The sequence below is a fragment of the Flavobacterium sp. T50_26 genome, assembly GCF_057652995.1.
In genome coordinates, this window is sequence record NZ_JBYFCC010000029.1 from 13,480 (window position 1) to 37,469 (window position 23,990).

24 protein-coding genes are annotated in these 23,990 nt (G+C 34.1%); 8 read left to right on the forward strand and 16 right to left on the reverse strand.

The window, feature by feature from the left end; translation table 11 throughout:
• Positions 1–177: 177 nt before the first annotated feature.
• Together lpxK and AC23MC_RS14540 are read left to right on the forward strand one after the other, a co-directional pair.
• Positions 178–1,212 carry a tetraacyldisaccharide 4'-kinase gene (gene lpxK / locus AC23MC_RS14535; RefSeq protein WP_487569090.1) on the forward strand — a complete coding sequence of 345 codons (1,035 nt, stop codon included), beginning with the start codon at positions 178–180 and terminating at the stop codon, positions 1,210–1,212.
• Positions 1,175–1,987, forward strand: coding sequence for a purine-nucleoside phosphorylase (locus AC23MC_RS14540; RefSeq protein ID WP_487569089.1), 813 nt, complete (start codon positions 1,175–1,177; stop codon positions 1,985–1,987). Before lpxK ends, AC23MC_RS14540 begins: the two co-directional genes overlap by 38 nt.
• Positions 1,988–2,292: 305 nt before the next feature.
• On the opposite strand, the gene AC23MC_RS14545 is transcribed toward AC23MC_RS14540, so the two are convergent.
• The 10 genes from AC23MC_RS14545 to recF all read right to left on the reverse strand — a co-directional run bounded on the left by AC23MC_RS14545 (position 2,293) and on the right by recF (position 11,900).
• Positions 2,293–2,823, reverse strand: a complete 531-nt coding sequence (locus tag AC23MC_RS14545) for a hypothetical protein (protein ID WP_487569088.1) — start codon at positions 2,821–2,823, stop codon at positions 2,293–2,295.
• 45 nt (positions 2,824–2,868) lie between these two features.
• Positions 2,869–5,049 (reverse strand): ATP-binding protein, encoded by a 2,181-nt coding sequence (locus AC23MC_RS14550; protein ID WP_487569087.1) that lies wholly within the window; start codon positions 5,047–5,049, stop codon positions 2,869–2,871.
• Between the two features lie 37 nt (positions 5,050–5,086).
• Positions 5,087–6,079, reverse strand: a complete 993-nt coding sequence (gene gap / locus AC23MC_RS14555; RefSeq protein WP_487569086.1) for a type I glyceraldehyde-3-phosphate dehydrogenase — start codon at positions 6,077–6,079, stop codon at positions 5,087–5,089.
• 70 nt (positions 6,080–6,149) lie between these two features.
• A complete protein-coding gene (gene lipA, locus AC23MC_RS14560; protein WP_487569085.1) occupies positions 6,150–7,022 on the reverse strand; it encodes a lipoyl synthase in 873 nt (290 codons plus the stop codon).
• A 117-nt stretch (positions 7,023–7,139) separates the two neighbouring features.
• The gene (locus AC23MC_RS14565) at positions 7,140–7,688 is read right to left on the reverse strand and encodes an RNA polymerase sigma factor (protein ID WP_487569084.1); all 549 of its coding nucleotides are present in this window, start codon (positions 7,686–7,688) and stop codon (positions 7,140–7,142) included.
• Positions 7,679–8,785, reverse strand: a complete 1,107-nt coding sequence (locus AC23MC_RS14570; protein WP_487569083.1) for a glycosyltransferase — start codon at positions 8,783–8,785, stop codon at positions 7,679–7,681. The genes AC23MC_RS14565 and AC23MC_RS14570 overlap by 10 nt, the downstream gene beginning before the upstream one ends.
• A gap of 14 nt (positions 8,786–8,799) precedes the next feature.
• On the reverse strand, positions 8,800–9,003 hold the full coding sequence (locus AC23MC_RS14575; RefSeq protein WP_112086944.1) for a membrane or secreted protein: 204 nt from the start codon (positions 9,001–9,003) through the stop codon (positions 8,800–8,802).
• A gap of 73 nt (positions 9,004–9,076) precedes the next feature.
• Complete coding sequence (gene murB, locus AC23MC_RS14580; RefSeq protein ID WP_487569082.1) at positions 9,077–10,090, reverse strand: UDP-N-acetylmuramate dehydrogenase; 1,014 nt, start codon at positions 10,088–10,090, stop codon at positions 9,077–9,079.
• Between the two features lie 9 nt (positions 10,091–10,099).
• Positions 10,100–10,774 carry a DUF2461 domain-containing protein gene (locus tag AC23MC_RS14585; protein ID WP_487569081.1) on the reverse strand — a complete coding sequence of 225 codons (675 nt, stop codon included), beginning with the start codon at positions 10,772–10,774 and terminating at the stop codon, positions 10,100–10,102.
• A gap of 46 nt (positions 10,775–10,820) precedes the next feature.
• Entirely contained in the window at positions 10,821–11,900 is a 1,080-nt protein-coding gene (recF, locus tag AC23MC_RS14590; protein ID WP_487569080.1) for a DNA replication/repair protein RecF, read from the reverse strand.
• A 178-nt stretch (positions 11,901–12,078) separates the two neighbouring features.
• Here recF and AC23MC_RS14595 point away from each other — a divergent pair, with 178 nt between their 5' ends.
• From AC23MC_RS14595 to AC23MC_RS14620, 6 genes are all read left to right on the forward strand, one after another.
• A complete protein-coding gene (locus tag AC23MC_RS14595; RefSeq protein ID WP_487569079.1) occupies positions 12,079–12,861 on the forward strand; it encodes a tetratricopeptide repeat protein in 783 nt (260 codons plus the stop codon).
• A 2-nt stretch (positions 12,862–12,863) separates the two neighbouring features.
• Positions 12,864–13,343, forward strand: a complete 480-nt coding sequence (gene ribH, locus AC23MC_RS14600) for a 6,7-dimethyl-8-ribityllumazine synthase (RefSeq protein ID WP_487569078.1) — start codon at positions 12,864–12,866, stop codon at positions 13,341–13,343.
• Between the two features lie 507 nt (positions 13,344–13,850).
• Positions 13,851–15,701 carry a DNA mismatch repair endonuclease MutL gene (mutL, locus tag AC23MC_RS14605; RefSeq protein WP_487569077.1) on the forward strand — a complete coding sequence of 617 codons (1,851 nt, stop codon included), beginning with the start codon at positions 13,851–13,853 and terminating at the stop codon, positions 15,699–15,701.
• A complete protein-coding gene (locus tag AC23MC_RS14610) occupies positions 15,698–16,519 on the forward strand; it encodes a rhomboid family intramembrane serine protease (protein ID WP_487569076.1) in 822 nt (273 codons plus the stop codon). The genes mutL and AC23MC_RS14610 overlap by 4 nt, the downstream gene beginning before the upstream one ends.
• A gap of 41 nt (positions 16,520–16,560) precedes the next feature.
• Positions 16,561–17,433 carry a rhomboid family intramembrane serine protease gene (locus tag AC23MC_RS14615; protein ID WP_487569075.1) on the forward strand — a complete coding sequence of 291 codons (873 nt, stop codon included), beginning with the start codon at positions 16,561–16,563 and terminating at the stop codon, positions 17,431–17,433.
• Positions 17,434–17,670: 237 nt separating this feature from the next.
• The gene (locus AC23MC_RS14620) at positions 17,671–18,723 is read left to right on the forward strand and encodes an endonuclease/exonuclease/phosphatase family protein (protein WP_487569074.1); all 1,053 of its coding nucleotides are present in this window, start codon (positions 17,671–17,673) and stop codon (positions 18,721–18,723) included.
• Position 18,724: 1 nt separating this feature from the next.
• Here the strand turns inward: AC23MC_RS14620 and AC23MC_RS14625 are convergent, their stop codons facing one another.
• From AC23MC_RS14625 to AC23MC_RS14650, 6 genes are all read right to left on the reverse strand, one after another.
• Positions 18,725–19,336, reverse strand: coding sequence for a WbqC family protein (locus tag AC23MC_RS14625; RefSeq protein WP_487569073.1), 612 nt, complete (start codon positions 19,334–19,336; stop codon positions 18,725–18,727).
• A gap of 3 nt (positions 19,337–19,339) precedes the next feature.
• A complete protein-coding gene (gene lepB / locus AC23MC_RS14630; protein WP_487569072.1) occupies positions 19,340–20,893 on the reverse strand; it encodes a signal peptidase I in 1,554 nt (517 codons plus the stop codon).
• Positions 20,894–21,009: 116 nt separating this feature from the next.
• Positions 21,010–21,711 carry a 4-hydroxy-tetrahydrodipicolinate reductase gene (dapB, locus tag AC23MC_RS14635; protein WP_487569071.1) on the reverse strand — a complete coding sequence of 234 codons (702 nt, stop codon included), beginning with the start codon at positions 21,709–21,711 and terminating at the stop codon, positions 21,010–21,012.
• Positions 21,711–22,274: a DUF5683 domain-containing protein gene (locus AC23MC_RS14640; RefSeq protein WP_487569070.1), complete on the reverse strand. Its 564-nt coding sequence runs from the start codon at positions 22,272–22,274 to the stop codon at positions 21,711–21,713. Before AC23MC_RS14640 ends, dapB begins: the two co-directional genes overlap by 1 nt.
• The gene (locus AC23MC_RS14645) at positions 22,274–23,176 is read right to left on the reverse strand and encodes a ParB/RepB/Spo0J family partition protein (protein ID WP_487569069.1); all 903 of its coding nucleotides are present in this window, start codon (positions 23,174–23,176) and stop codon (positions 22,274–22,276) included. The genes AC23MC_RS14640 and AC23MC_RS14645 overlap by 1 nt, the downstream gene beginning before the upstream one ends.
• Positions 23,177–23,182: 6 nt before the next feature.
• A complete protein-coding gene (locus AC23MC_RS14650; protein WP_291094579.1) occupies positions 23,183–23,947 on the reverse strand; it encodes a ParA family protein in 765 nt (254 codons plus the stop codon).
• Positions 23,948–23,990: the final 43 nt, after the last annotated feature.

Genomic DNA, 23,990 nt, shown 5'->3' on the forward strand with positions numbered 1-23,990 from the left:
CTGTGTTTTCTGTGCTTTCCGTGAGAGAAAATTTATTAAATTCTAATAAATGATTTAATTTTCTAGTCTAATTTTAAACTTCGTGCCTTCTTTCTTCGTAGCAAAAAAGACTTATAATTTCAAAATAAAACCACACCAAAAAACCAAATATTTCCCAAAAATCCCTACATTCGTAACATGATTCTTTTGCGAAAAATACTCTTTCCCTTTGCCATTCTCTATGGTTTGATCACCGCCATTCGCAATTGGTTTTATGACAAAGGATTTCTAAAATCCTATTCATTTTCTGTTCCTATAATTGCCGTTGGAAACCTTAGTGTAGGCGGAACCGGCAAAACGCCACAAATAGAATATTTAATTCGATTGCTTTTGCCAAACCATAAAATAGCGGTGTTAAGCAGAGGCTACAAACGAAAATCATCCGGATTTTTATTAGCAGAATTTTCCTCAACAGCTGAAACATTAGGCGACGAACCCTTTCAACTCCATCAAAAATTTCCAACTATTCAAGTGGCTGTTGATGCTAATCGTAAAAACGGAATTGAGCAATTATTGGCTTTACAAAACAAACCGGATATCATTTTGCTTGACGATGCATTTCAACACCGCAAAGTAAAAGCCGGTTTCTATATTTTACTCACAGCCTACAACGATTTGTATGCCGATGATTTTATTTTACCAACCGGGAATTTGCGTGAAAGCAGGAGTGGAGCAAAACGAGCAAATATAGTAGTTGTCACCAAATGTCCACCAACGCTTTCCGAAGCAGATCAAAGTAAAATTCGTCAAAAATTAAATCTTTCGACACATCAACAACTTTATTTTTCGGCTATTCAATATGATGAAATTTTGTATTCCGAAACCGAAAATCATACAGTTCATTCACTAAAAAACACCGATAAATTGCTAGTAGCCGGAATTGCCAAACCCAAACCATTTTTCAACCATTTGCAAGATGGCAACGATGAGGAATTGGAATTTCCCGACCACCACGATTTTACAGAAAGTGACATCCAAACCATTCAAAAAAAATCTAAAAATAAACCCATTATTACCACCGAAAAAGATTTCGTTCGGTTAAAAGGAAAAGTAAATCCGGCACAATTATTCTATTTGCCCATTCAAAGTGTTTTTCTTTCCAATGGCGAAAATTTCAACAAACAAATAAACAATTATGTGGAACAAAGTACAAGAAACCGTTCAGTTTCTTAAAGAAAAAACCAATTATACTCCCGAATTCGGCATCATTCTCGGTTCCGGTTTGGGAACATTTACACAAGATATCGACATCGAATTTACCATTCCGTATTCCGAAATTCCAAACTTTCCGGTTTCCACCGTGCAAGGTCATAAAGGTGCGTTGGTTTTCGGTAAAATCGGAAATAAAAGTGTGGTTGCCATGCAAGGTCGTTTCCATTTTTATGAAGGTTATGACATGCAAACAGTGACTTTTCCTGTCCGTGTCATGAAGTATTTAGGCGTTCAAAAACTCATCGTTTCCAATGCTTCCGGCGGCGTGAATCCAAATTATAAAGTGGGCGATGTGGTGCTAATTAAGGATCACATCAACCTTTTTCCCGCTCATCCGTTGCGAGGAACAAACGATGAACGTTTCGGGCCGCGATTCGTCAACATGAGCGAACCGTACTCTCGAACCATGATTCAAAAAGCCAAAGAAATTGCTCAAAAAAATACTATTGAACTCAAAGACGGCATCTACTTAGGACTGCAAGGGCCAACTTTTGAAACGTTGGCCGAATACAAAATGGTCAAAATTCTCGGTGCCGATTGCGTCGGAATGTCCACCGTGCCCGAAGTCATCGTTGCCCGCCACATGGAAGTCGATTGCCTCGGAATTTCGGTAATAACAGACATGGGCGATGAAGAAAACATCCACGAAGTCAACCACCAAGAAGTCCTTGAAGCCGCCCGAAAAGCCGAGCCAAAAGTTCGAAAATTAATCAAAGAATTTATTCTGAATTTTTAGGCAGCTTATCCGGTCATCCGTTGCAACTCCTCGGCCTTCAAGCTATTTTTCTACTGCTTTTTCGTGGCTTCCGTTGGTCGCCCCAAAAAGCAAAGAAAAATTAGCTTGAAGGCCTGCGGGGTTTCCACTGCTACCCGGGCTGGGGATTGTGCTAAGAAGCGGAATTAACGTTATCAGGCTAGGAACTATAGCAGACTAAAGAAGTTTAAACTTTCGGTTTAGCACTGACTATAAAGACACAAAACCAACTTTAATTTAAGGCTAAAACTCACATTAGCGTAAAAACCTTTGTTGACAGTAGTTTTTTAGTCTGATGATCGAAAATATAATAAAAATAAATTTTTTTCTGATGTTTTAAAAAGGTAGTTTGATTCTCCGTGTGCAAAATATCCTGAAGTATTATTTGCTTCTATTGAACCTATATCGATTTGATAAACTTCAAAACTAGCAAAAGAATTTAGAATATATTCGATATTGTTTAATATTGTCTCTTGAGCTATTTTGATATTGTATTTCTCCAACAAAACTTCATATTTTTCAATTCCAATTTCAATTGGATAACCGTGGTTTTGTATTACAATATCTGTGAATGCCCAGCTTGTATCTTTAATTATTATTTTCTTCCAGTCCTGATTTAATTTGATGAAATTAAAATTCCATTTAGGTGTTTCTAAGTAACTTCTTAAACTCTCAGTTAAATCATCTGAAATACAATTTAATTCGACAAATTTATAGTCTTTCCAACTATTTGGAGCAAAATTTAATAATTCTATTGAATGAAGTAATCCATTTATATATATAATCTTTTCTTTATTAGTATATATTTTTTCTTTCATCTTGTGTTATCTTTTTCTGCTATAAAATTACCGCCAACTTACATATCACCCCAACTGCTGAGCAATCACCTTATAAAAATTATCAGGATTAAAAGGCTTGGTAACCACATCATTCATCCCAAAAGAAAGCAACATTTCACGGTTTTCATTCAATGAAATGGCCGTTAACGCAATAATAGGAAGTTTCTTGTTGAATTCTCTGATTCGTTCGGTGGCAATTGTTCCGTTTATGCCGGGAAGATGAACATCCATCAAAACCAAGTCGTAGCCGTTGTTGCGAATCATTTCAATGGCATCTTCACCATTGTCTATGAGTTCACAGGCAATTTCTTTGTTTTCCAACATTTTTTTGGTAATCATTTGGTTGATTTTATTATCCTCAACAACCAACACTTTTTTGAAAGCAAAGACACTTTCATCATATTGTTTCTTAACTTCCACAAACGTTTGCTGACCCAATTCGAAATCAACATCAAACGAAAACGTAGAACCAATTCCTTCTGCACTTGTGAGCTTGATTTCGCCACCCAATAAATTCACCAATCGTTTAACAATGGCTAATCCCAATCCGGTGCCGCCATATTTTCGGTTAATTTCTACAGAACCTTGCGAAAAACTTTCAAAAATAGTTTGTTGTTTCTCTAACGGAATTCCGATTCCCGTATCCGAAATTTCAAAACGAATCGAAGAAATATCATTTTCGTTTTTCAGCATTTTAGCAGACACATTTACTTTTCCGTTTTTGGTAAACTTCAACGCATTGTTAATCAAATTGATGAAAATTTGAGAAAGTTTTGTTGGGTCGCCAATTAAATTATCAGGAATGCTTTCGTCTAATTCCAATTCAAAATCATTATTGTTTTTGCTTGCTAAATCTTTGAAAGAATTATACAAATCGCTCAACAATTGTTTGATGTTTACGTTTATACTTTCAATTTCAATGTTTTCACTTTCAACACGGTTAATTTCTAAAATATCATTGATAAACGTAAGCAAATAATCTCCTGAAAATTTAAGCGAAGTAAGGTACTGCAACTGCGATTTTTTCGGATTTTCTTCAATCAACAAATGCGTAATTCCGTTAATGGCGTTCAAAGGCGTTCGCAATTCATGACTCACAGTCGATAAAAATTCTGCTCTGGCTTTGGAAGCTTTTTCAGCTTTGTCTTTGGCTAATTGAAGTTCACTGTTTTTGTCTTGCAACATTTTGTTAGACTGACTTCTAATAATATTATTTTTATACAACGACAAACTCAATAACGACAAAATCGAAATCAGAGCAATACTTAAAATACTAATCAATTTAGAAAATTTGTTGGCTCGCTGCTGTTCTTTGTTTTCGCGATCCATTTGGTCAATCGACTTTAAACGCTCGGCTTCTTTAAAACTCAAAAAATCTTCAGTTCCAATTCTTTTACTGTTTAATTCCTGAATACTATCTCTAATTCTAAGATGTTGTTTCATGTATTTGAATGAATTGTCAATATCAATCATTTTTTCATACACTTCACTCAATGTTCTGGCGACATTGGCTTTTAGTTCTAAATTTTTGTTTTTAGAACTTAATTCGAACGCTTTATTCAAATAATTTAAAGCAAGGTTATAGCGATTGTCTTCTGCTTCAATCAAACCAATTTGATACAATGCTTCGGCTTTTGTTTTAAAATGATCTTCTTCATCCGGATTAACAATTACCGTGTTTAAAATGGATAAAGCCAATTGATTTTCGCCTTTGGCACGGTAAACAATACCTTTTTGGAGGTTAATCATTTCTTTAGCTTCCGGAATATCTATCGTTTCATAAATTTTTTCAGCTTCTTTAAAATAATATTCCGCTTTAGAATATTCTTTTCGTTCAATGTAACATAAACCTAAGTTATAAAACGTATACGCTTGGTTTGAAGATGGTTTCTGATTATTATAAAGTGAAATACTTTTGTTGTAGGTTTGAATGGCATCGGCATATTTTTTTAATTCAAAATACACGTTTCCTAAAAATGAGTAGGCATCTGCTTGAGCTTGATAATCTTTTTTTTCTTCAGCAAATTCAATAGCTTTTTGAATGTAATCTTGTGAACTTCTGTAGTTGTTATTCTTTTTATGAAAATTAGCCAGCTCAATAAAATAGTTGGTGCTATCCAATTCTTCTTCATCATCCGAAGAAGATTGTGTTTGGGAATTAACAGTTATAGTTAGAATAAGGAATACTAAAGTAAAATACTTCATACCAAAAAAATGGTTATATTTAATGGTATAAAATTAACTATTTATTTGAAATATACCCAATTAAGTCAATAATTCTTGATGAATAACCAATTTCGTTATCATACCAACCCACTACTTTTACCATTTTGTCAATAACGGAGGTCAATTGAGCATCAAAAAGACATGAATTTTGGTTGCCAATTATATCAACAGAAACGATAGGATCTTCAGTATAGGCAAGGATTCCTTTGAGATTTGTTTGGGATGCTTTTAGAAAAGCAGCATTAATTTCTTCAATCGAAACGGCTCTGGAAACATAGCACGTAATATCTGTCAAAGAACCATCTGGAACCGGAACACGAATGCCACTTCCACCTAATTTTCCATCTAATTTGGGAAAAATTTTAGTCAACGCTTTTGCAGCTCCGGTTGTGGTTGGAACAATTGACTGAGCTGCACCACGAGCCCTTCGTAAATCTTTGTGTGGTTGGTCGTGCAAACTTTGATCGGTGGTGTAGGAGTGAACGGTGGTAATGTAAGCTTGCTCAATTCCGCATAACTCGTCAATAGTTTTAATCATTGGAGCCGCATTGTTGGTCGTGCAACTCGCATTGGAAATAATCACTTCCGAACCATCTAAAATTGAGTCATTCACACCTAAAACGACTGTTTTGATTTGATCATCTTCCGGCGGAGCAGAGAGAATAACTTTTTTGGCTCCGGCAGAAATATGTTGATAAGCTTCTTCGTAGGTTTTAAATTTTCCTGTACTTTCAATCACAACATCAATAGATTGCCAATTCAAATCGGAGATATTTTTTTTTCTGAAAAAGGAATACGATTTTCCATCCACAAAAATATTTTCTTCATCAAAAGTAACTTCGTTTGGCAAAACACCGTGAATACTATCATATTTCAGCAAATGCGACATGGTTCTCGTGTCGGCAATATCGTTTATGGCTACCACTTCAATCGTGGGATGATTGAGCAATAATCGGAATAAGTTTCTTCCAATTCTTCCAAAACCGTTGATGGCTATTTTTGTTTTCAAGTTTGAAGTATGAAATTTCAAGTTTCAGGTTTTCGTAGTTAACTTGAAACCTGAAACTTGAAACAATTTTTTAAAGTATATGTTTTTGAGCATGATAAGAAGATCGCACCAACGCACCACTTTCTACATGACGGAAACCTAATTCTTTTCCGATATCTTCGTATTTTTTAAACTGATCCGGTGTGATGAATTCTTTTACAGGTAAATGTTTTTTGCTTGGTTGTAAGTATTGTCCAATCGTAACAATATCAACATTAACAGAACGAAGGTCTTTCATGGTTTGAATTACTTCTTCTTCCGTTTCGCCTAAACCTAACATAATTCCGGATTTGGTTCTGCGGATGCCTTTTTCTTTCAAGTAACGCAAAACTTCTAAACTACGGTCATATTTTGCTTGAATTCGTACTTCACGAGTAAGTCTGCGAACGGTTTCCATATTGTGAGAAACAACTTCGGGATTGGCTTCAATAATTCGGTCAATATTTCTTTCTACACCTTGAAAATCTGGAATCAATGTTTCTAACGTGGTTTCAGGATTCATTCTTCGGATAGCTAGAATCGTTTCGTACCAAATAATTGAACCCATATCTTTGATATCGTCACGATCTACACTCGTAATGACAGCATGTTTAATGTTCATAATTTTGATAGAACGAGCCACTTTTTCCGGTTCATCCCAATCTACTGTTTCCGGTCTTCCGGTTTTTACACCGCAAAATCCGCACGAACGTGTACAAATGTTACCTAGAATCATGAAGGTAGCAGTTCCTTCGCCCCAACATTCGCCCATGTTTGGGCAACTTCCGGAGGTACAAATGGTGTTTAATTTGTACTTGTCAACTAATCCTCGAAGTTCGGTATATTTTTGTCCGGTTGGCAGTTTTACCCGCAACCATTTTGGTTTTCCTATTGGTGGCTGAACGCTATCTAAAACACTTTCCATGTTGCAATTTTTAGAACTGCAAAGATAGAAAAGATTGAGGAATTATGTGGTGATTTAACTAAAATTGAACAATTGTATAGTAAAGAATCGTTCAATAAAAATATCAAATCAATATAATTATCTTCCTTGGATGATTTCTGCTAACAATTTTTTGGCTCTAAGAAGTTTAACTTTTACGTTACTCAACGGTTCGTTTAATTGTTCAGCGATTTCCTGATAACTCATTTCTTGAAAGTAACGAAGTTGAATAACTTCTTGATAATGAGGTTTTAATTCTTTTATGAATTCTAATAAGCGAGACAAATTTTGTTCCGTAATCAATTTGTCTTCTGCCGATGGCGTAGTGTCTGCCACATTATAGGCTTGATGGTCTTCTTCGTCCGTAATGTCTACAAAAAGAGAGATTTTCTTTTTACGAAGCATATCAATATGCACATTTTTTGCAATCGCAATCAGCCATGTATTGAATTGAAATTCAGGATTGTAATTGGCTATTTTATCAAAAGCTTTTGAAAAGGTTTCGATGGTAATGTCTTCTGCATCCGTTTCATTCTCTGTTCTTTTGAGCATAAAACCATAGACTTCGTTCCAATACATATCCAAAAGGGAAGTAAAGGCAACTTGATCGCCATTCGTGGCTTTTTCTATAATTTTTTTTATTTCCAATGAATAGGTTTTGAAAAAAGATTAGTAAAAAACACATTCAAATGTGTAAAAATCAATGCAATTTCCATAATCGGAAACCAATAGATAACGTCTTTTTCATTTAATTTATTGGCTGCGTAACCTAATGATGTCCAGGTAAAGATATAGCGAAATAAAACAATTGGCAATACAATCATCCATTGGTGTTGAAAAGCCAACAAAATGATAGCAAGAATAAAAAATGATAATTGTGAAAAGAAAAACAAAGCCAATTGAAAACGGTCAAATGATTTGTAATATGTTGCCGTAGAAACATGTCTTCGTTTTTGATCAAACCATTCCTTGAAACTGGTTTTTGGTTTGGAATACGTAAAACTTTCTTTAGAAAAACAAACCGTCGTATTTTCTGAATTCGATGCTTGATTCACAAACAAATCATCGTCACCGGAACGCAGTTTCATGTGGTCTATAAATCCGTTTACACGGAAGAATTCGTCTCTCTTGTAGGCTAAATTACGCCCAACTCCCATGTAAGGTTTGCCTGTTTTTGTCCATCCAAAATATTGCGTAGCTGTCAACAATGTTTCAAAACGAATAAGTTTGTTTAGGAATGAATTCGGAATTTTTTCATATGCTCCATAACCCAAAATAATTGTTTTTTTGAGTGTAAAATTAGAACTCATTTCTTTTATCCATTCTTTAGAAGTTGGATAACAATCGGCATCTGTAAACAACAAATAGTCATTTTTAGCTGCTTTTATTCCCAATGTAAGTGCAAATTTTTTGTTTCCCCAAAAGGCTTCGTTATTTTGCACTTTTACCAATTTAATATTGGAATGTTGTTTTTCAAATTCTTCAAAAAGATCCAAAGTATCATCGGAAGAAGAATCATCAATCAAAACAATTTCAAAATCAGGATAGTTTTGTTCGAGTAGTAGAGGAACGAATCTTCTAACGTTTTCACCTTCATTTTTAGCACAAACAATAATAGAAATCGGAATACGTTTTGGATTGCTTTTTTGAACCTTAGCAAACGAAAACTTTCCAAAAATAACTACATAATACACTAATTGTATGACCGTTACGCCAATCAAAACATAAAACAATATGTCAAACATAATGTATTTTTAATTTAAGAATGAGAGGGTTCTGAACAATCTTTCATTTGTTCGGGTGTTTTGCCACAAAAACCACAGTTTTCACCGTCTTTGTTTAAAAACGGACTTTGGCTGGCACAAGTTCCTGCAAATTTTCCGTCTTTTTTTGCCCAAATTTTAATAGCAATTCCAGCAAAAGCAATGGCTAATAATCCTATAGTAATTAATATCAATTTCATCGTTCAATTGAATTTTTTTGAACTACAAAGGTACAAAAAAGAGTTTATTTAACAGATTGATATTATTATAATTTTAAATAATATTAACCTCTGCTTCAATTGAAATTCCGTAGGTTTCAAAAATCGTTTTTTGAATGTTTTTGGAAACTTCTAAAATTTCTTGTCCTGTTGCATTACCATAATTGACTAAAACCAGTGCTTGATTTTTGTGAATTCCGGCATCGCCAAAACGTTTTCCCTTAAATCCGGCTTGTTCAATGAGCCATCCGGCGGGCACTTTTACTTCGGTTTCCGAAACAACATAATGTGGCATCTCGGGAAAATTTTGTTGAATTTTTTCAAAATCACTTTTCAAAATCACAGGGTTTTTAAAGAAACTTCCGCTGTTTCCTAGTTCTTTTGGATTAGGTAATTTGCTTTCTCTGATGGCAATTACGGCATTACTCACATCTTTTAAACTTGGATTTTTGATATGTTGTTTTTCCAATTCAGCTTCAATTGCTCCATAAGAAGTGTTGAGTTTGTGATTGCGTTTCGTTAGTTTAAAAACAACGGAAGTAATAACAAATTCATCTTTTATTTCATTTTTAAAAATGCTTTCGCGGTAACCAAATTTGCATTTTTCATTCGTAAACACCAATAATTCCTGTGTTTCAATATGAATAGCTTCGCACAAAACGAAGGTATCTTTAATTTCTACTCCATATGCTCCAATATTCTGAATAGGCGTAGTGCCAACATTTCCGGGAATGAGCGAAAGATTTTCTAAACCACCAAAATTTTGATCAATGGTCCACAACACAAATTCATGCCAATTTTCACCGGCTTGACTTTCAACCCAAACAAAATCATCGTTTTCATCGATTACTTTTTTGCCTTTTAAGTCTAAATGAATGACCAAAGCATCAATGTCTTTCGTAAGTAGCATATTACTTCCGCCTCCTAAAATAAATTTTTTGGAAGTAGGATATTGTTGTAGAATTTCAATCAATTCATCGTTTGAATGAACGGTAACGAATTCTTTTGCTTTGGCTTCAATACCAAAAGTATTATAATTTTTTAGGGAAAAGTTGGTGTGAATTTGCATGATGGAAAGTTATTCAACAGTTTCTAAAGCTCTGTTTAAAAATTCATTTAAAGGTTTTAAAGCAATGAGTTTTTGAGTGATTTTTTTAGCAAAATCTTTATCGGTAAACAATTCATCGCTTATTTTTTGAGTAGCGGTGAAACTTTTTAATTTTAAGAATTCGATGGCAGGATGATTTGGATCGTAATCTTTTGGGGCTTTTTTCAACACATTTGCTTCATCACGATCTAAAGCTCCAAACTCTTTTTTAAAGGTTGAATTAGACGAAATTTTTTCCAAATCTTCATGAAAAAAAGCAATTTCTTTTCGCACTTTTTTCAAATCTTCCGCTTCCGGACAATATAATCCGCCGGCAATAAAACTGCTTCCTTTTTCATAATGAATATAATATCCGGGTGAATTTTTACTGTTTTTATTAGTAGAAAGCCAAATGCCCATATTGCTTTTATAAGGCGATTTGTCTTTGGAAAAACGTATGTCTCGATTGATTCTGAATGTGCAGTTTTTTACTTCTAAATTGGCCAACGTAGCATCCAAAGGTTTCATTTCTTGAAGAATTTCTGCAATGATGTTTTGGTATTCTTTTTTAAAAAGTTCGTAACGCTTTTTATTCTCGTGAAACCATTCTTTGTTGTTATTGTTTTTTAAATCTTCAATAAATTGGAGTGCTTCTTTTTGTGCCATTTTATTTTTATTTAAAGGATGCTTTATGATTGGTAAAGATATTAATTTACAAGTGAAATAGTTTATAACTTTGAAGAGTAGATTTCACAATTTTTTCAGTTCGTTCCGGATGTGTGTCTGAAATAAATAATTGTCCGAACTCATCATCATTCACCATTTCTACAATTTTCCCAACTCTGGTTTCATCTAATTTGTCGAAAATATCATCTAATAATAAAATTGGTTTTTGTCCGCTTTGTTTTTTTAAGAATTCAAACTGAGCCAATTTCAATGCAATTAAAAACGATTTTTGCTGACCTTGTGATCCAAATTTTTTGATGGGATGATTTGCAATTTCAAACGATAAATCATCTTTGTGAATGCCAACGCTGGTGTATTGTAAAGCTCTGTCTTTTGCTAAATTTTCATCTAAAAGAGTTTGAATATTCTTTTCAAAAAGATGACTTTCATACACCAATTGAACCTCTTCGGCTGAATTAGTAATAGTTTGATGGTGCTTGTTAAAAATAGGCAGAAATTCTTCTATAAATTCTTTTCTTTTTTCAAATATCGATTGACCTAACTCATTCAATTGCTCGTTGTAAATCTGTAAAGTGTCTTTTTCAAAAACATGATTTAGTGCAAAATATTTCAACAAAGCATTGCGTTGCAAAATGATTTTTTGGTAGTGAATAAGCTGATTTAAGTAAACCGAATTTAATTGCGAAATCACACTATCCATGAATTTTCGTCTGGTTTCGCTTCCTTCAATAATCAAATCGGTATCAGCCGGAGAAATAATTACTAGTGGAATAAAACCAAGATGTTCCGAAAATTTATCATACATCTTGCCATTTCTTTTCAAAACTTTCTTTAATCCTTTTTTTACACTGCAAACAATTTGCTCTGTCCGTTCATTTTTTTCAAATTCGCCATCAATCACAAAAAAATCTTCCCCATGCTTGATATTTTGTATTGCCGTAGGGTTAAAATAGCTTTTTCCGTAGGCTAAATGATAAATTGCATCTAAAACATTGGTTTTTCCTACACCGTTTTTTCCCACAAAACAATTAATCTTACTGTCGAACTCAAATTGAGTTTCAGAAAAATTTTTATAGTTAAAAAGCGAAATTTGTTTTAAAAACAAGGTGAATAGGTTTATTAGTTTGATTAAATCTCATTTTAGCACTGCAAAAATAAACTGTTTTAAAGGAATAAATGCTATTTAAATATGAAGTCACAAAAATTATTCAAAAATATCCAAAAAAATGACTTTTATATATCAATAAAAATTTTATTTTTGCGGCTCATTAAATTAAATATAAATGGCAACATACAATAAAAGAGGATTTAAATCGCCTAAACCAAAAGAAATTGAAGATATTGAAGAAAATGTAGATATTGATGTTGATGCAAAAGACAGTACTACGGCAGAAGTTTTCAATACATTAGACGTTGGAGCTTCTAAAGCAGAAGAATGGGTTGTTAGAAATCAAAAATATATTTTTGGAATAGTTGGTGCAATTGCGTTAGTAACTGTAGGATACCTTTTATATCAAAAATTTGTTGTTGAGCCAAAACAATTGGAAGCTGCAGACGAAATGTTTGTTGCACAACAAAATTTTCAAAAAGCAATTGACGCTACAACAGGTCAAGATAGTTTGTTTAATTTAGCTTTAAATGGTGCCGAAGGAAAATTCGGTTTCATTAAAATTGCCGAAGAATATTCTGGAACAGATGCCGGAAATTTAGCAAACTACTATGCCGGAATTGCTTATTTGAATACAGGAAAAAATACAGAAGCTATTTCTTATTTGGATAAATTTTCTTCAGATGATATGATTTTAAGCACGTTGGCTCAAGGAGCTATTGGTGATGCTTTTGCTCAAAAAAATCAGTTAAAAGAAGCATTGGATTATTACAAAAAAGCTGCAGAAATGAATGTAAACGATTTAACAACGCCACGATTTTTGTTAAAAGCTGGTCAAACGGCTTACACTTTAGGACAAAAAGCGGATGCGTTAAAATATTTTACAGAAATAAAAGAAAAATATGAATCGGCTCCGGAGGCGAGAAATATAGATGGATTAATCGGAATGGCTCAATAAATATGGCAACCGAAAATAAAAATTTATCGCAATACGATAAAAACACACTCCCAAACGTAAGTCAACTTTCGTTTGGGATTGTTGTTTCAGAGTGGAATGAAACCATTACCGATGGTCTTTATCAAGGAGCTTTAGACACATTTTTGGATTGTAATGTAAATCCAGAAAACATCATTCGATGGAATGTTCCGGGAAGTTTTGAATTAATTTATGGTTGTAAAAAAATGATGGACAAACATCCAAATTTAGCCGGAATTATTGCCATAGGAAGTGTAATTCAAGGTGAAACCAAGCATTTTGATTTTGTGTGCGAAGGAGTAACACAAGGCATCAAAGATTTGAATATCTTAGGAAAAATGCCTGTTATCTTTTGCGTTCTAACCGATAATAACATGCAGCAGTCTCTTGACAGAAGTGGTGGAAAGCATGGCAACAAAGGTGTTGAAGCTGCTGTAGCGGCAATTAAAATGACTGCTTACTAGTACAAGTATTTAAATTCATAATTTAAAGCCAAAGTCGTTTGATTTTGGCTTTTTTAGGTATAAATCTCATCAATTAATGCTTTTACACCTGACAGGTTTTTAAAACCTGTCAGGTGTAACAACAACCTTCATATAAAAACTAACAAAACTTTCACACGGTTATATTTTCTAGTCATTTCAGAATTCATTAACTTTGAATGATAATAGTAAAAACATGCTGAAAAGATCATTATTCAAATTGCCCAAAAACAAAACTTTTAATTATACTCCCCGTTATTACGAAGGAAAGGAGATGGGCAATATTTATGATTTTGATTCCAAGTTTAATAAAGCTCGAGAAACGGTAAATTATAATGATTACCGGTCGCACTGGAATGAAGCTAGGAAAGAAAGTAGGCATCGTGGCAATCGTGAAGTGAATTTCCGTTTAATTGCAATTGTTTTAGTATTATTACTGGTGTTTTTGTTTATAATCGATTTCGATTTATCCATATTTAGACAAAGATAATGTCGAGTATCATTCAATTACTTCCCGATCACGTAGCTAATCAAATTGCCGCCGGTGAGGTCGTTCAGCGACCCGCTTCTGTGGTAAAAGAACTATTGGAAAATGCCGTTGATGCTAAAGCAACCGACATCAAGTTGATCGTAAAAGATGCCGGAAGATCACTTATTCAAGTAATTGATAACGGTCTAGGTATGAATGTTACCGATGCCCGAATGTGTTTTGAACGGCATGCTACTTCCAAAATTCGTCATGCGGAAGATTTGTTTTCCCTTTATACCAAAGGTTTTAGAGGAGAAGCGTTGGCCTCCATTGCCGCGATTGCTCATGTGGAACTTAAAACCAAACAAGAACAAGACGAGCTAGGAACGCATATTATTATTGAAGGAAGTAAATTTATTTCGCAAGATCCTTCTGTCTTGCCTAAAGGAACTTCGTTTGCTGTGAAGAATTTATTTTTCAATATTCCTGCCCGACGAAATTTTCTTAAATCGGAAACGGTGGAACATCGTCATATTGTAGATGAATTTCAGCGGGTAGCATTAGCTCATCCGAATATTCATTTTACGTTTATTCATAACGGTGGTGAATTGTTTAATCTACCATCTTCCAATTTAAGACAACGGATTGTGGCCATGTTTTCAGGCAAAACCAATGAAAAATTAGTGCCAATTTCTGAAGAAACCGAAATTGTAAAAGCACAAGGATTTGTTTCTAAACCCGAATTTTCTAAAAAAAGCAGAAGTGAGCAATTCTTTTTTGTCAACAACCGATTTATCAAAAGTGGTTATTTGCATCATGCCGTCATGGCTGCTTATGAAGGTTTGTTGAAAGACGGAATGCAACCTGGGTATTTTATTTATTTGGATGTGCCGCCAAACACCATCGATATCAATATTCATCCAACCAAAACGGAAATCAAATTTGATGATGAGCATGCGTTGTATGCCATTTTGCGTTCTACTGTTAAACATAGTTTAGGTCAGTTTAATGTGGCTCCGGTATTGGATTTTGAACGAGATCCGAATTTAGATACACCGTATCATTATCAAGAGAAAGATGCTTCGATGCCATTGATTCAAGTGGATGCGAATTTTAATCCGTTTGCAGAAGATAAACCTACTAAATCTTTTTCAGGTTCCGGTTATCGGGAGAGAAAATCTGAAACAGCGAATTGGGAAAGTTTATATGTTGGTTTGAAAAATGATACACAAGAAATTGAGAATATCACGTTTGAACAAGATGCGGTTACGAGTTCGTTATTTAATGACAATGAAATTGAAGAAAACAAAAACCGAACCTATCAAATTCATAAGAAATATATTGTAAGTTCTATCAAGTCCGGAATGATGGTCATAGATCAGCAACGAGCACATCAGCGGATTTTGTATGAACAATATTTGAAAAATATAACGGTGCAACAAGCTTCGAGTCAGCATTTGTTGTTTCCAATTGAGTTGTATTTTTCGGTGAATGAAATTGAATTAATCAACGATTTAAAAATGTCTCTGGAAAATACCGGATTTGTTTTTGATTCGATTGAAAACGATAAATTAACCATTTCTGGAATTCCTATTTTGGTTACCGAGAGTGAAGTAGCTATCGTTTTGGAAGAATTGATGAACGATTTACAAAACGGCATTCCGGATAGCAGTTTTAGTTTAAACGACAGCATTGCTAAATCAATGGCCAGAAGTTTGGCCGTGCGAACCGGAACGTATTTAACCGAAAGAGAACAGGAAAACATTGTAAACGGACTTTTTGCTTGCAAAGAACCGGATGTTTCGCCTTTTAATAAACCAACTTTCATCACAATTAGTGTAGATGATTTAGATAAAAAATTTGCGATATGATGCGAATGACTGAAACAGTAAAGCAGTTAGTAATTATCAATGTACTTTTTTACATTGGTGCAAATACGATTGCTCCTGCGGCAAATGATTTGTTGGCAATTCATTTTCCATTAAGCAATGAATTTGCTTGGTGGCAACCTATCACACACATGTTTATGCATGCCGAAATGCCTAATTTGATGCATATTTTCTTTAATATGTTCGGATTGATTATGTTTGGTTCTGCCTTAGAACATTTTTGGGGATGGAAAAAATTCCTGTTTTTTTATATTTCCTGCGGATTGGGTGCCGCTCTAATTCATATGGGAATGGAGTATTATCAATTTCAAAAAGTTTTAGAATCGGCTGCTGATTTACAGTTGTCTTCCGAAACAATTCATCAGATAATTAATGTTCCGTTTAGAGAAGGAAATGTTTATAAGGGAGAATTATTAGCCGAAAATATTAAACCAATTTTAGAACCACTTGGCAAATATCAATTGTTGAATGAAGAAAACTTTAAAGCACTTTTTGATGCTTCTATCATTGCAGATGGAAGAGCAGTAGGAGCTTCTGGTGCACTTTACGGAATTTTGGTTGCCTTTGCATTTATGTTTCCTAATGCAGAATTGATGATGATTTTTATTCCTATTCCAATTAAAGCAAAGTATTTTGTGCCGGTATTGGTTTTAGGTGATTTGTTTATGGGAATTAGCGGAAACTCTATTTTTGGTGGTGGTGGAATTGCCCATTTTGCTCACGTAGGTGGAGCTTTAACCGGGTTTTTGATGATGTGGATGTGGAAGAAAAATCAGTTTAATGATAAGCGGTGGGATTAGTATGGTGATGGGTGAAAGGTAATTGGTAAAAGGAAATAGAAATGAGTATTTTAAACGAAATAAAGCAACAATTTAGAATGGGTGGCGTAACTGAAAAGTTAATCTACCTTAATGTGATTTTGTTTGCTATTCCTTGGATTTTAAAAGGAATTTTGTCGCTTTTTGGAATTGGTTTCGGTTTTACCGAGTACATTAGTTTGTCTTCCAATCCATCAGATTTGTTATGGAAACCTTGGTCTATTTTGACGTATGCTTTCTTTCATGCTGATTTTTTTCACATTTTGTTTAATTTAATTGTGTTGAATTTTGCAGGACGATTGTTTCTCACGTTTTTTACCCAAAAGCAATTGTTGAGTTTATATTTAATGGGAGCCATTTTTTCGGGAGTCATTTTTATCATTAGCTATTTGATTTTTCCGGCTTTGATAAATAAAAATGCTTTGTTAATTGGAGCTTCGGGAGCAATCATGGCGGTGGTTTTTTCAACTACTACATACGCTCCGCACATGCAAATTCGTTTGTTGTTAATTGGAACTGTAAAACTTTGGCACATTGCCGTATTTTATTTGATAATTGATTTGATTAGTTTGTCATTCTCCAATGTTGGCGGACATATTGCTCATTTGGGTGGTGCTTTGTTTGGTTATTTATATAGTTCTCAGCTTAAAAATGGTACGGATATTACAAAACCATTTACTTCGTTTGTGGATGGTTTGGTGAATTTATTTAGAGGAAGAAAATCGGCACCGTTTAAAAAAGTGCATAAAAATGAATCATTCACTAAGCCAAAACCTGCTCCGAAAGATAAAACACAGCAACAGATTGATGAGATTTTAGATAAAATCAGTAAATCAGGTTATGATAGTTTGACGAAAGAGGAAAAGGAGTTTTTGTTTAAAGCGGGGAAGAGTTAGGAAGGTTGCGGGTTGCGGGTTGAAAGTTGTTGGGACTTGCGAAGTAGCACGGATTTTGCCCCCGATTGTAACGGAAAGCATTTTGCAGGATTGGCGGACATTTTTCTTGCCAAAAAATTGCGACCTTGGGAGCACATTTTTGGGCTTAGAAAATGCCGACAAGACAAAAAATCTTGCAGTGAAAAGCGGGATTAGGCACATAATTATTTTTAATTTTTGAATGTTTAATATAACGGAATGAAGAACCTAGGATGGTTTAATAAAGTGATTTTGTTTTTTAATATAGTGCTTACTGTATTGACATTTATTGCTTATATTTTGCCTTTTTTGGCTCCTAGACTTTTTCCGATTCTTTCGGTTTTGACGCTTTTTTTACCGTTGATGTTGATTCTAAATTTATTGTTTTTTAGCTATTGGTTGATTCAATTTAAGCGACAAATGTTGTTGTCCGGCATTGTTTTGTTGTTGGGAATTACGTTTATAAATAAATTTTATAAATTTTCTGAGACTAATTTACCCACCGCGGAAGAGGATTTTATTGTGATGAGTTACAACGTTCGCTTATTTAATTTGTATGATTGGATTGAGCGTGATGTGAGCTTGTCAATTTCAGATTTTATTAAAGAACAAACTCCGGATATTTTGTGTATTCAGGAATTTTCGAATACGAATGAAGTCGATTTTCGAGTGTATAAACATAAATACGTTTTTATTGAAGGTAAGAACACAAAGCTTGGACAGGCTATTTTTTCTAAATATCCGATTGTGAATGAAGGTGTTATTCCGTTTCCTAATTCTACAAATAATGCAATTTATGCTGATATTAAAAGAGGGAAAGATACGATTCGGGTGTACAGTATGCATTTGCAGTCGATTAAAATTACGCCTGACGTGCATGAAATTGATGAAAATATTCAAGGTGTTTCGCAAGACCAGTCAAAACGCATGCTTCGTAGAATGAGTACGTCGTTTAAATCGCAGCAAAATCAGGCAGAGATTATTAAAAAGCACAAAGCGGATTGTAAATTTCCAATTATAATTTGCGGCGATTTGAATAATAGTCCTTTTTCGTTCGTTTACCGCAGTGTAAAAGGCGACTTGAATGATGCATTTGAAGAAGCCGGTTCCGGTTTTGGCACAACGTATAGTTTTAAGTACTATCCAGCTCGAATTGATTATGTTTTTGCGGATAAAAAATTTGTGGTGAAACAGTTCAATTCTTTTCCAAATTTTAGGAATTCAGATCATTTTCCTATTGTTACCCGATTGTCTTTTGAAAAAGAAAAGTAAATTATAATTGCTGTTTTTTTAAGTAATCTAACGCATATCTACCTTCGTTGAAAAGTAAGTCTAAAACGCTTAAATTATTAAGAAATCCATGTTTTTCGCCGAATACTTGCGTGTAAGGTTCGCATTGAGTTTGGTCTTTTTTTCCATTTGCTAGAAAACGAAAATCGGTTACATCATTCACTTCGTGAAAATATTCTATTGTTTTTTCGGGTGAAATGGAAATGTCAAGACATTGATTGAGTAGTTCAAAAACTTCCAAATTCAAATCCATTAAAAAAGTATGTTTTTTTTGAAAAATAGGAGCGATGTCGTCCTCAAAATATTCAAAAAAAGGAGATGTTCTGTACGCTGCTTCCAACGATTTGAAATGTTGTTTTTGCCAATTGAAATCCGGTTCAATTTTAACATCTTTACACTTTTGATTGGCTATTTTGCTGTGCTTTATCGGAATGTTAAGCATTTGAATTCCGTTTGGACTATAAATGTACATTCTGTTGCGGTTGGTTTGTTTTTGGAAATTATCTTCCATTTCAAACACAACTTTTTCTGCCTGAATCATAGCGGCATAATGACTAATTGACGGGAAATAGGTAGGATGAACGAGTGCTTTCATTAGTTATAAATCAGCCTTTTTTTTCTTTCTTTTTCTGTAGAAATCAAAGCCAAACCATCCGGCTAAAAGAATGACGAAGTAAATAAAATAAGAAACAGGTTCGCCACTTCCACCAACTGTTGTGAACAATCTATTCCAACGTATTTTGTCAATCGCTTTGCCCCATGGAACATTTTGGTCTAAACTCATCCAAATGAATACTGGTTTACCAACAATGTGGTCGGCTGGAACATAACCCCAATAACGGCTGTCTTCCGAGTTATGGCGGTTGTCACCCATCATCCAATAATAATCCATTTTAAAAGTGTATTCTTTGACAACTTTTCCGTTAATTCGAATTTCGTCACCGTTTACTTGTAAATCATTTTTCTCATAATCGGTAATGATCATTTTATAAAAAGGCAAAGTTTCTTTGTTTAAAGCCACCGTTTTTCCGGCTTGTGGAATGTATATCGGACCGTAATTGTCAGTATTCCAATTTTTGGTATGAGGAAAAACACTGGTTGTTCCTTCCGTATCAATTCTTTTTGTAACTGATTTTACAATTGGATTGTTTTTTAATCGAGCTGCATTTTCATCGGTTATAGCAAAAAAGGTATATGAATTCTGTGAATTTACGCTAACGCCATCTGTAATTTGAAGATCGTTGTAAACATAATCAGGATTAAATTGCGTTCCGTCTGTAATAACGTCATAGGAATATTGAACTTTCTGACGGTCATGCATTGGAAGCATTTTCCCATTAACATAAACATCTCCGTTTTTAATTTGAAGACTGTCTCCCGGAATTCCTAAACAGCGTTTTACATAATTTGATTTTTTATCAAGTGGTTTATCTACTCTTCTTCCTGATCTATCTCTGAATTTATAAACCGTATCAATTGGCCAGTTAAACACCACAATATCATTAGTTTCAATACTTTCAATTCCCGGAAAACGGAACGAAGGTAGTTGAGGCCAACTTAAATAAGATTTGGTTCGAACAATCGGAATAGAATCGTGTACCATCGGTAAACCAACTGCTGTAGTAGGTGTTCTGGCACCGTAATGAAATTTACTTACAAAAAGAAAATCACCTACTAACAATGATTTTTCTAAGGAAGATGTCGGTATAACAAACGGTTGCATTACATAGGTATGAACGGTTGTTGCCACCACAATTGCAAATAATATTGAACTCACAAAATCTGCAGTAGCATTTTTGGGATGTAATGAACGATCTTTGATGTGTGTAACGTCTTGTGTATAATTTACATAGTAGATGTATAAACCTAAAGTAGCAACACCTAAAATCGTGTCTAATTGCGAATTTTTCCCGAAACTTCTCAAGGTTTCAACCCAGACAACAGGAAACATAATTAGGTTTACAATTGGAATAAAAAGTAAAAAAGCCCACCACCAAGGACGGTTTATAATTTTCATCAGAACGATTGCATTGTAAACAGGAACAGCAGCTTCCCATGATTTTCTACCTGCTTTTTGATATAATTTCCATGTTCCCAAATAGTGTACGATTTGTATCACTAAGAAGAATATAAACCATTGATATAATGTCATTTTTATTATTTTTTAATTTCGTTTTTACTTGTTAACGAAAGTCAAGTTCTTAATTAGTTCTCAAATATAGAAAACGTTACCAATTTAACGTTTATTTATAATGATTTTGCTATGAATTATTTTAAATCTAAAACATCTTTCATGGTAAAAACACCTTTTTTACCCACAATCCATTCGGCGGCAATCACGGCACCAAAAGCAAAACCGTCTCGGTTGTGAGCGGTATGTTTGATTTCGATGGTATCAACTTCCGATTGATAGAAAATACTATGTGTTCCGGGAACATTGTCTTCTCTTTTTACATCAATAAATAAATCATCTGATTTTGGATTTTCGATGCTCCAGTTATTTTTGTTTGTATGATTGATGATTGAATTGGCTAATGAAATTGCTGTTCCGCTTGGTTTATCTAATTTTTGGGTGTGATGAATTTCCTCCATCGAAACGTTATATTGATTGAATTTTGCCATCATCTTAGCCAAATAATCATTCAATTCAAAAAATAAATTTACGCCTAAACTAAAATTAGAACCATAAATAAATGCAGCATTTTTTTCTTTGCAAAGATTAACCATTTTGTGATAATCTTCTAACCAACCTGTTGTTCCTGAAACTACAGGAATTCCGTTTTCAAGACAAGTAGAGATATTATTTACGGCAGAATCAGGCACACTGAAATCTATTGCAACATCAGTATTTTCTAATCCTTCAAAAGAATCAGAACTTCCTTTTCGCAACACAATTTCATGACCGCGTTCTAAGGCAATTCGTTCGATTACCTTTCCCATTTTCCCGTATCCTAAAAGTGCAATTTTCATTAAAATTTATAATTCAAAGTTAATCCAACGTTGTATTTGTAGTCGATTTCATTTCTGCTAAGATCTGGAGTTAATGATAAATTATCGTTTACATTAAATTGCATAAGATGAGCACCAACATTGGCATCAATAATATTTAAGACATAAAAACCAATCATTACCGCGGTTGAAATATCTCTATTTCGTTCGAAACCTCTTTGAGCGTTTATTAAAACGGCATCTGAATAAACACCAAAATAACGGTCGTCGGTGTAGCCTTCTAACCTTCTTTTATAGATGTTTCTAAATTCTTTATACTTTTTACTACTATCGTTATAAAAATAAAAACCAATTGCTAAACCACCATAAACAATTGGAACTTTCCAATATTGTTTGTTGTAAACTTGTCCCAAACCTGGAATAACAGCTGAATAAAAAGCAGCTTTTGCAGGTGTTAAAGGATCGATTGATTTGTATGAAGTAGAGTCTTTTGTAATTTTGACTTCTTCAAACTGAACTTGTGCAATAGCAGAATTTATTCCAAAAAGGAAAAAAGAAAAAAGTATGATTCGAGAAACAACCACTATCCTTTAATTAAAGCAATAATTCGTTGAAAATCGGCTTCAGATTTAAACGGAATAGTTATTTTTCCTTTTCCGTTGGTATCAATTTTCACGTCAACTTTTGTGCCTAAAACCGTTGCAATTTCTTTTTTATCAGATTCTGCAACTACAAATGCCGAAGCAGCTTTTGCAGTTTTTCCGGATTTTGGTTTTAAACCTTCCTGATAGTTTTTTACCAATGTTTCAGTATCACGAACAGAAAGATTCTGACTGATGATTTTGTGATAAATGTCAGATTGAGCATCTTCGTCTTCAATATTGATTAACGCACGACCATGTCCCATCGAAATAAAACCATCGCGAATTCCGGTTTGAATAATCGGGTCTAATTTCAATAATCGAAGGTAATTGGCAATCGTCGAGCGTTTTTTACCCACTTTATCACTCATTTGTTCTTGCGTCAACTGAATTTCATCAATCAAACGTTGGTATGAAAGTGCAATTTCAATCGGATCTAAATCATGACGTTGGATGTTTTCTACCAAAGCCATCACAAGCGATTCATTGTCGTTGGCAATTCGAATATAAGAAGGAATAACAGTTAATCCCGCCATTTTTGAAGCACGAAGTCTTCGTTCACCGGAAATTAACTGATACTTATTAAAATCTAATTTTCTAACAGTAATCGGCTGAATTACACCCAATTCTTTAATGGATGTTGCTAATTCCTGAAGTGTTTCTTCATTAAAATTGCTTCTGGGCTGAAACGGATTTATTTCTATTGCCTCAATTTCAAGCTCAATAATATTCCCAACCACTTTATCGGCATTTTTATCATTTACCGATTTGATGTCGTTTTCCGGGTCTTTCAATAAAGCCGATAATCCTCTTCCTAATGCTTGTTTTTTAGTGGCTTGTGTCATAAAATCCTAGCTATTTTTTTTGATAATTTCTTCTGCTAAACTCAAATAATTGTTGGCTCCTTTACTGGTTGCATCAAAATTAATAATGCTTTCGCCAAAACTTGGAGCTTCACTTAATTTTACATTTCGTTGAATGATGGTTTTAAAAACCATATCGTTAAAATGCTTTTGTACTTCTTCCACCACTTGGTTCGATAAACGCAACCGGGAATCATACATCGTTAACAATAACCCTTCGATATCCAAATCCGGATTATGTAATTTTTGAACACTTTTGATGGTGTTTAATAATTTTCCTAAACCTTCCAATGCAAAATATTCGCATTGAATCGGAATCACCACACTGTCTGCTGCGGTTAAGGCATTCAACGTTAATAATCCCAAAGAAGGAGCACAATCTATCAAAATATAATCATATTGATCTTTGATGGATGCCAATGCTTCTTTGAGCATATATTCACGATTTTCTTTATCGACCAATTCAATTTCAATGGCAACCAAATCAATGTGAGCCGGAATAACATCTACGTTGGGAGCAGAACATTTCATCACCGCTTCTTGTGGCGTGTTGCTGTGCTCTAAAACCTGGTAAGATCCAATCGCAACACTATCTACATCAATCCCTAATCCCGAACTGGCATTTGCCTGAGGATCAGCATCAATAAGTAATACTTTTTTTTCTAAAACACCTAGTGAGGCCGCTAAATTAACGGTTGTTGTGGTTTTTCCAACGCCTCCTTTTTGATTCGCAATTGCAATAATTTTGCCCATTGATTCGATTAAATTTGAGCCGTAAAATTACGATTATTTATGG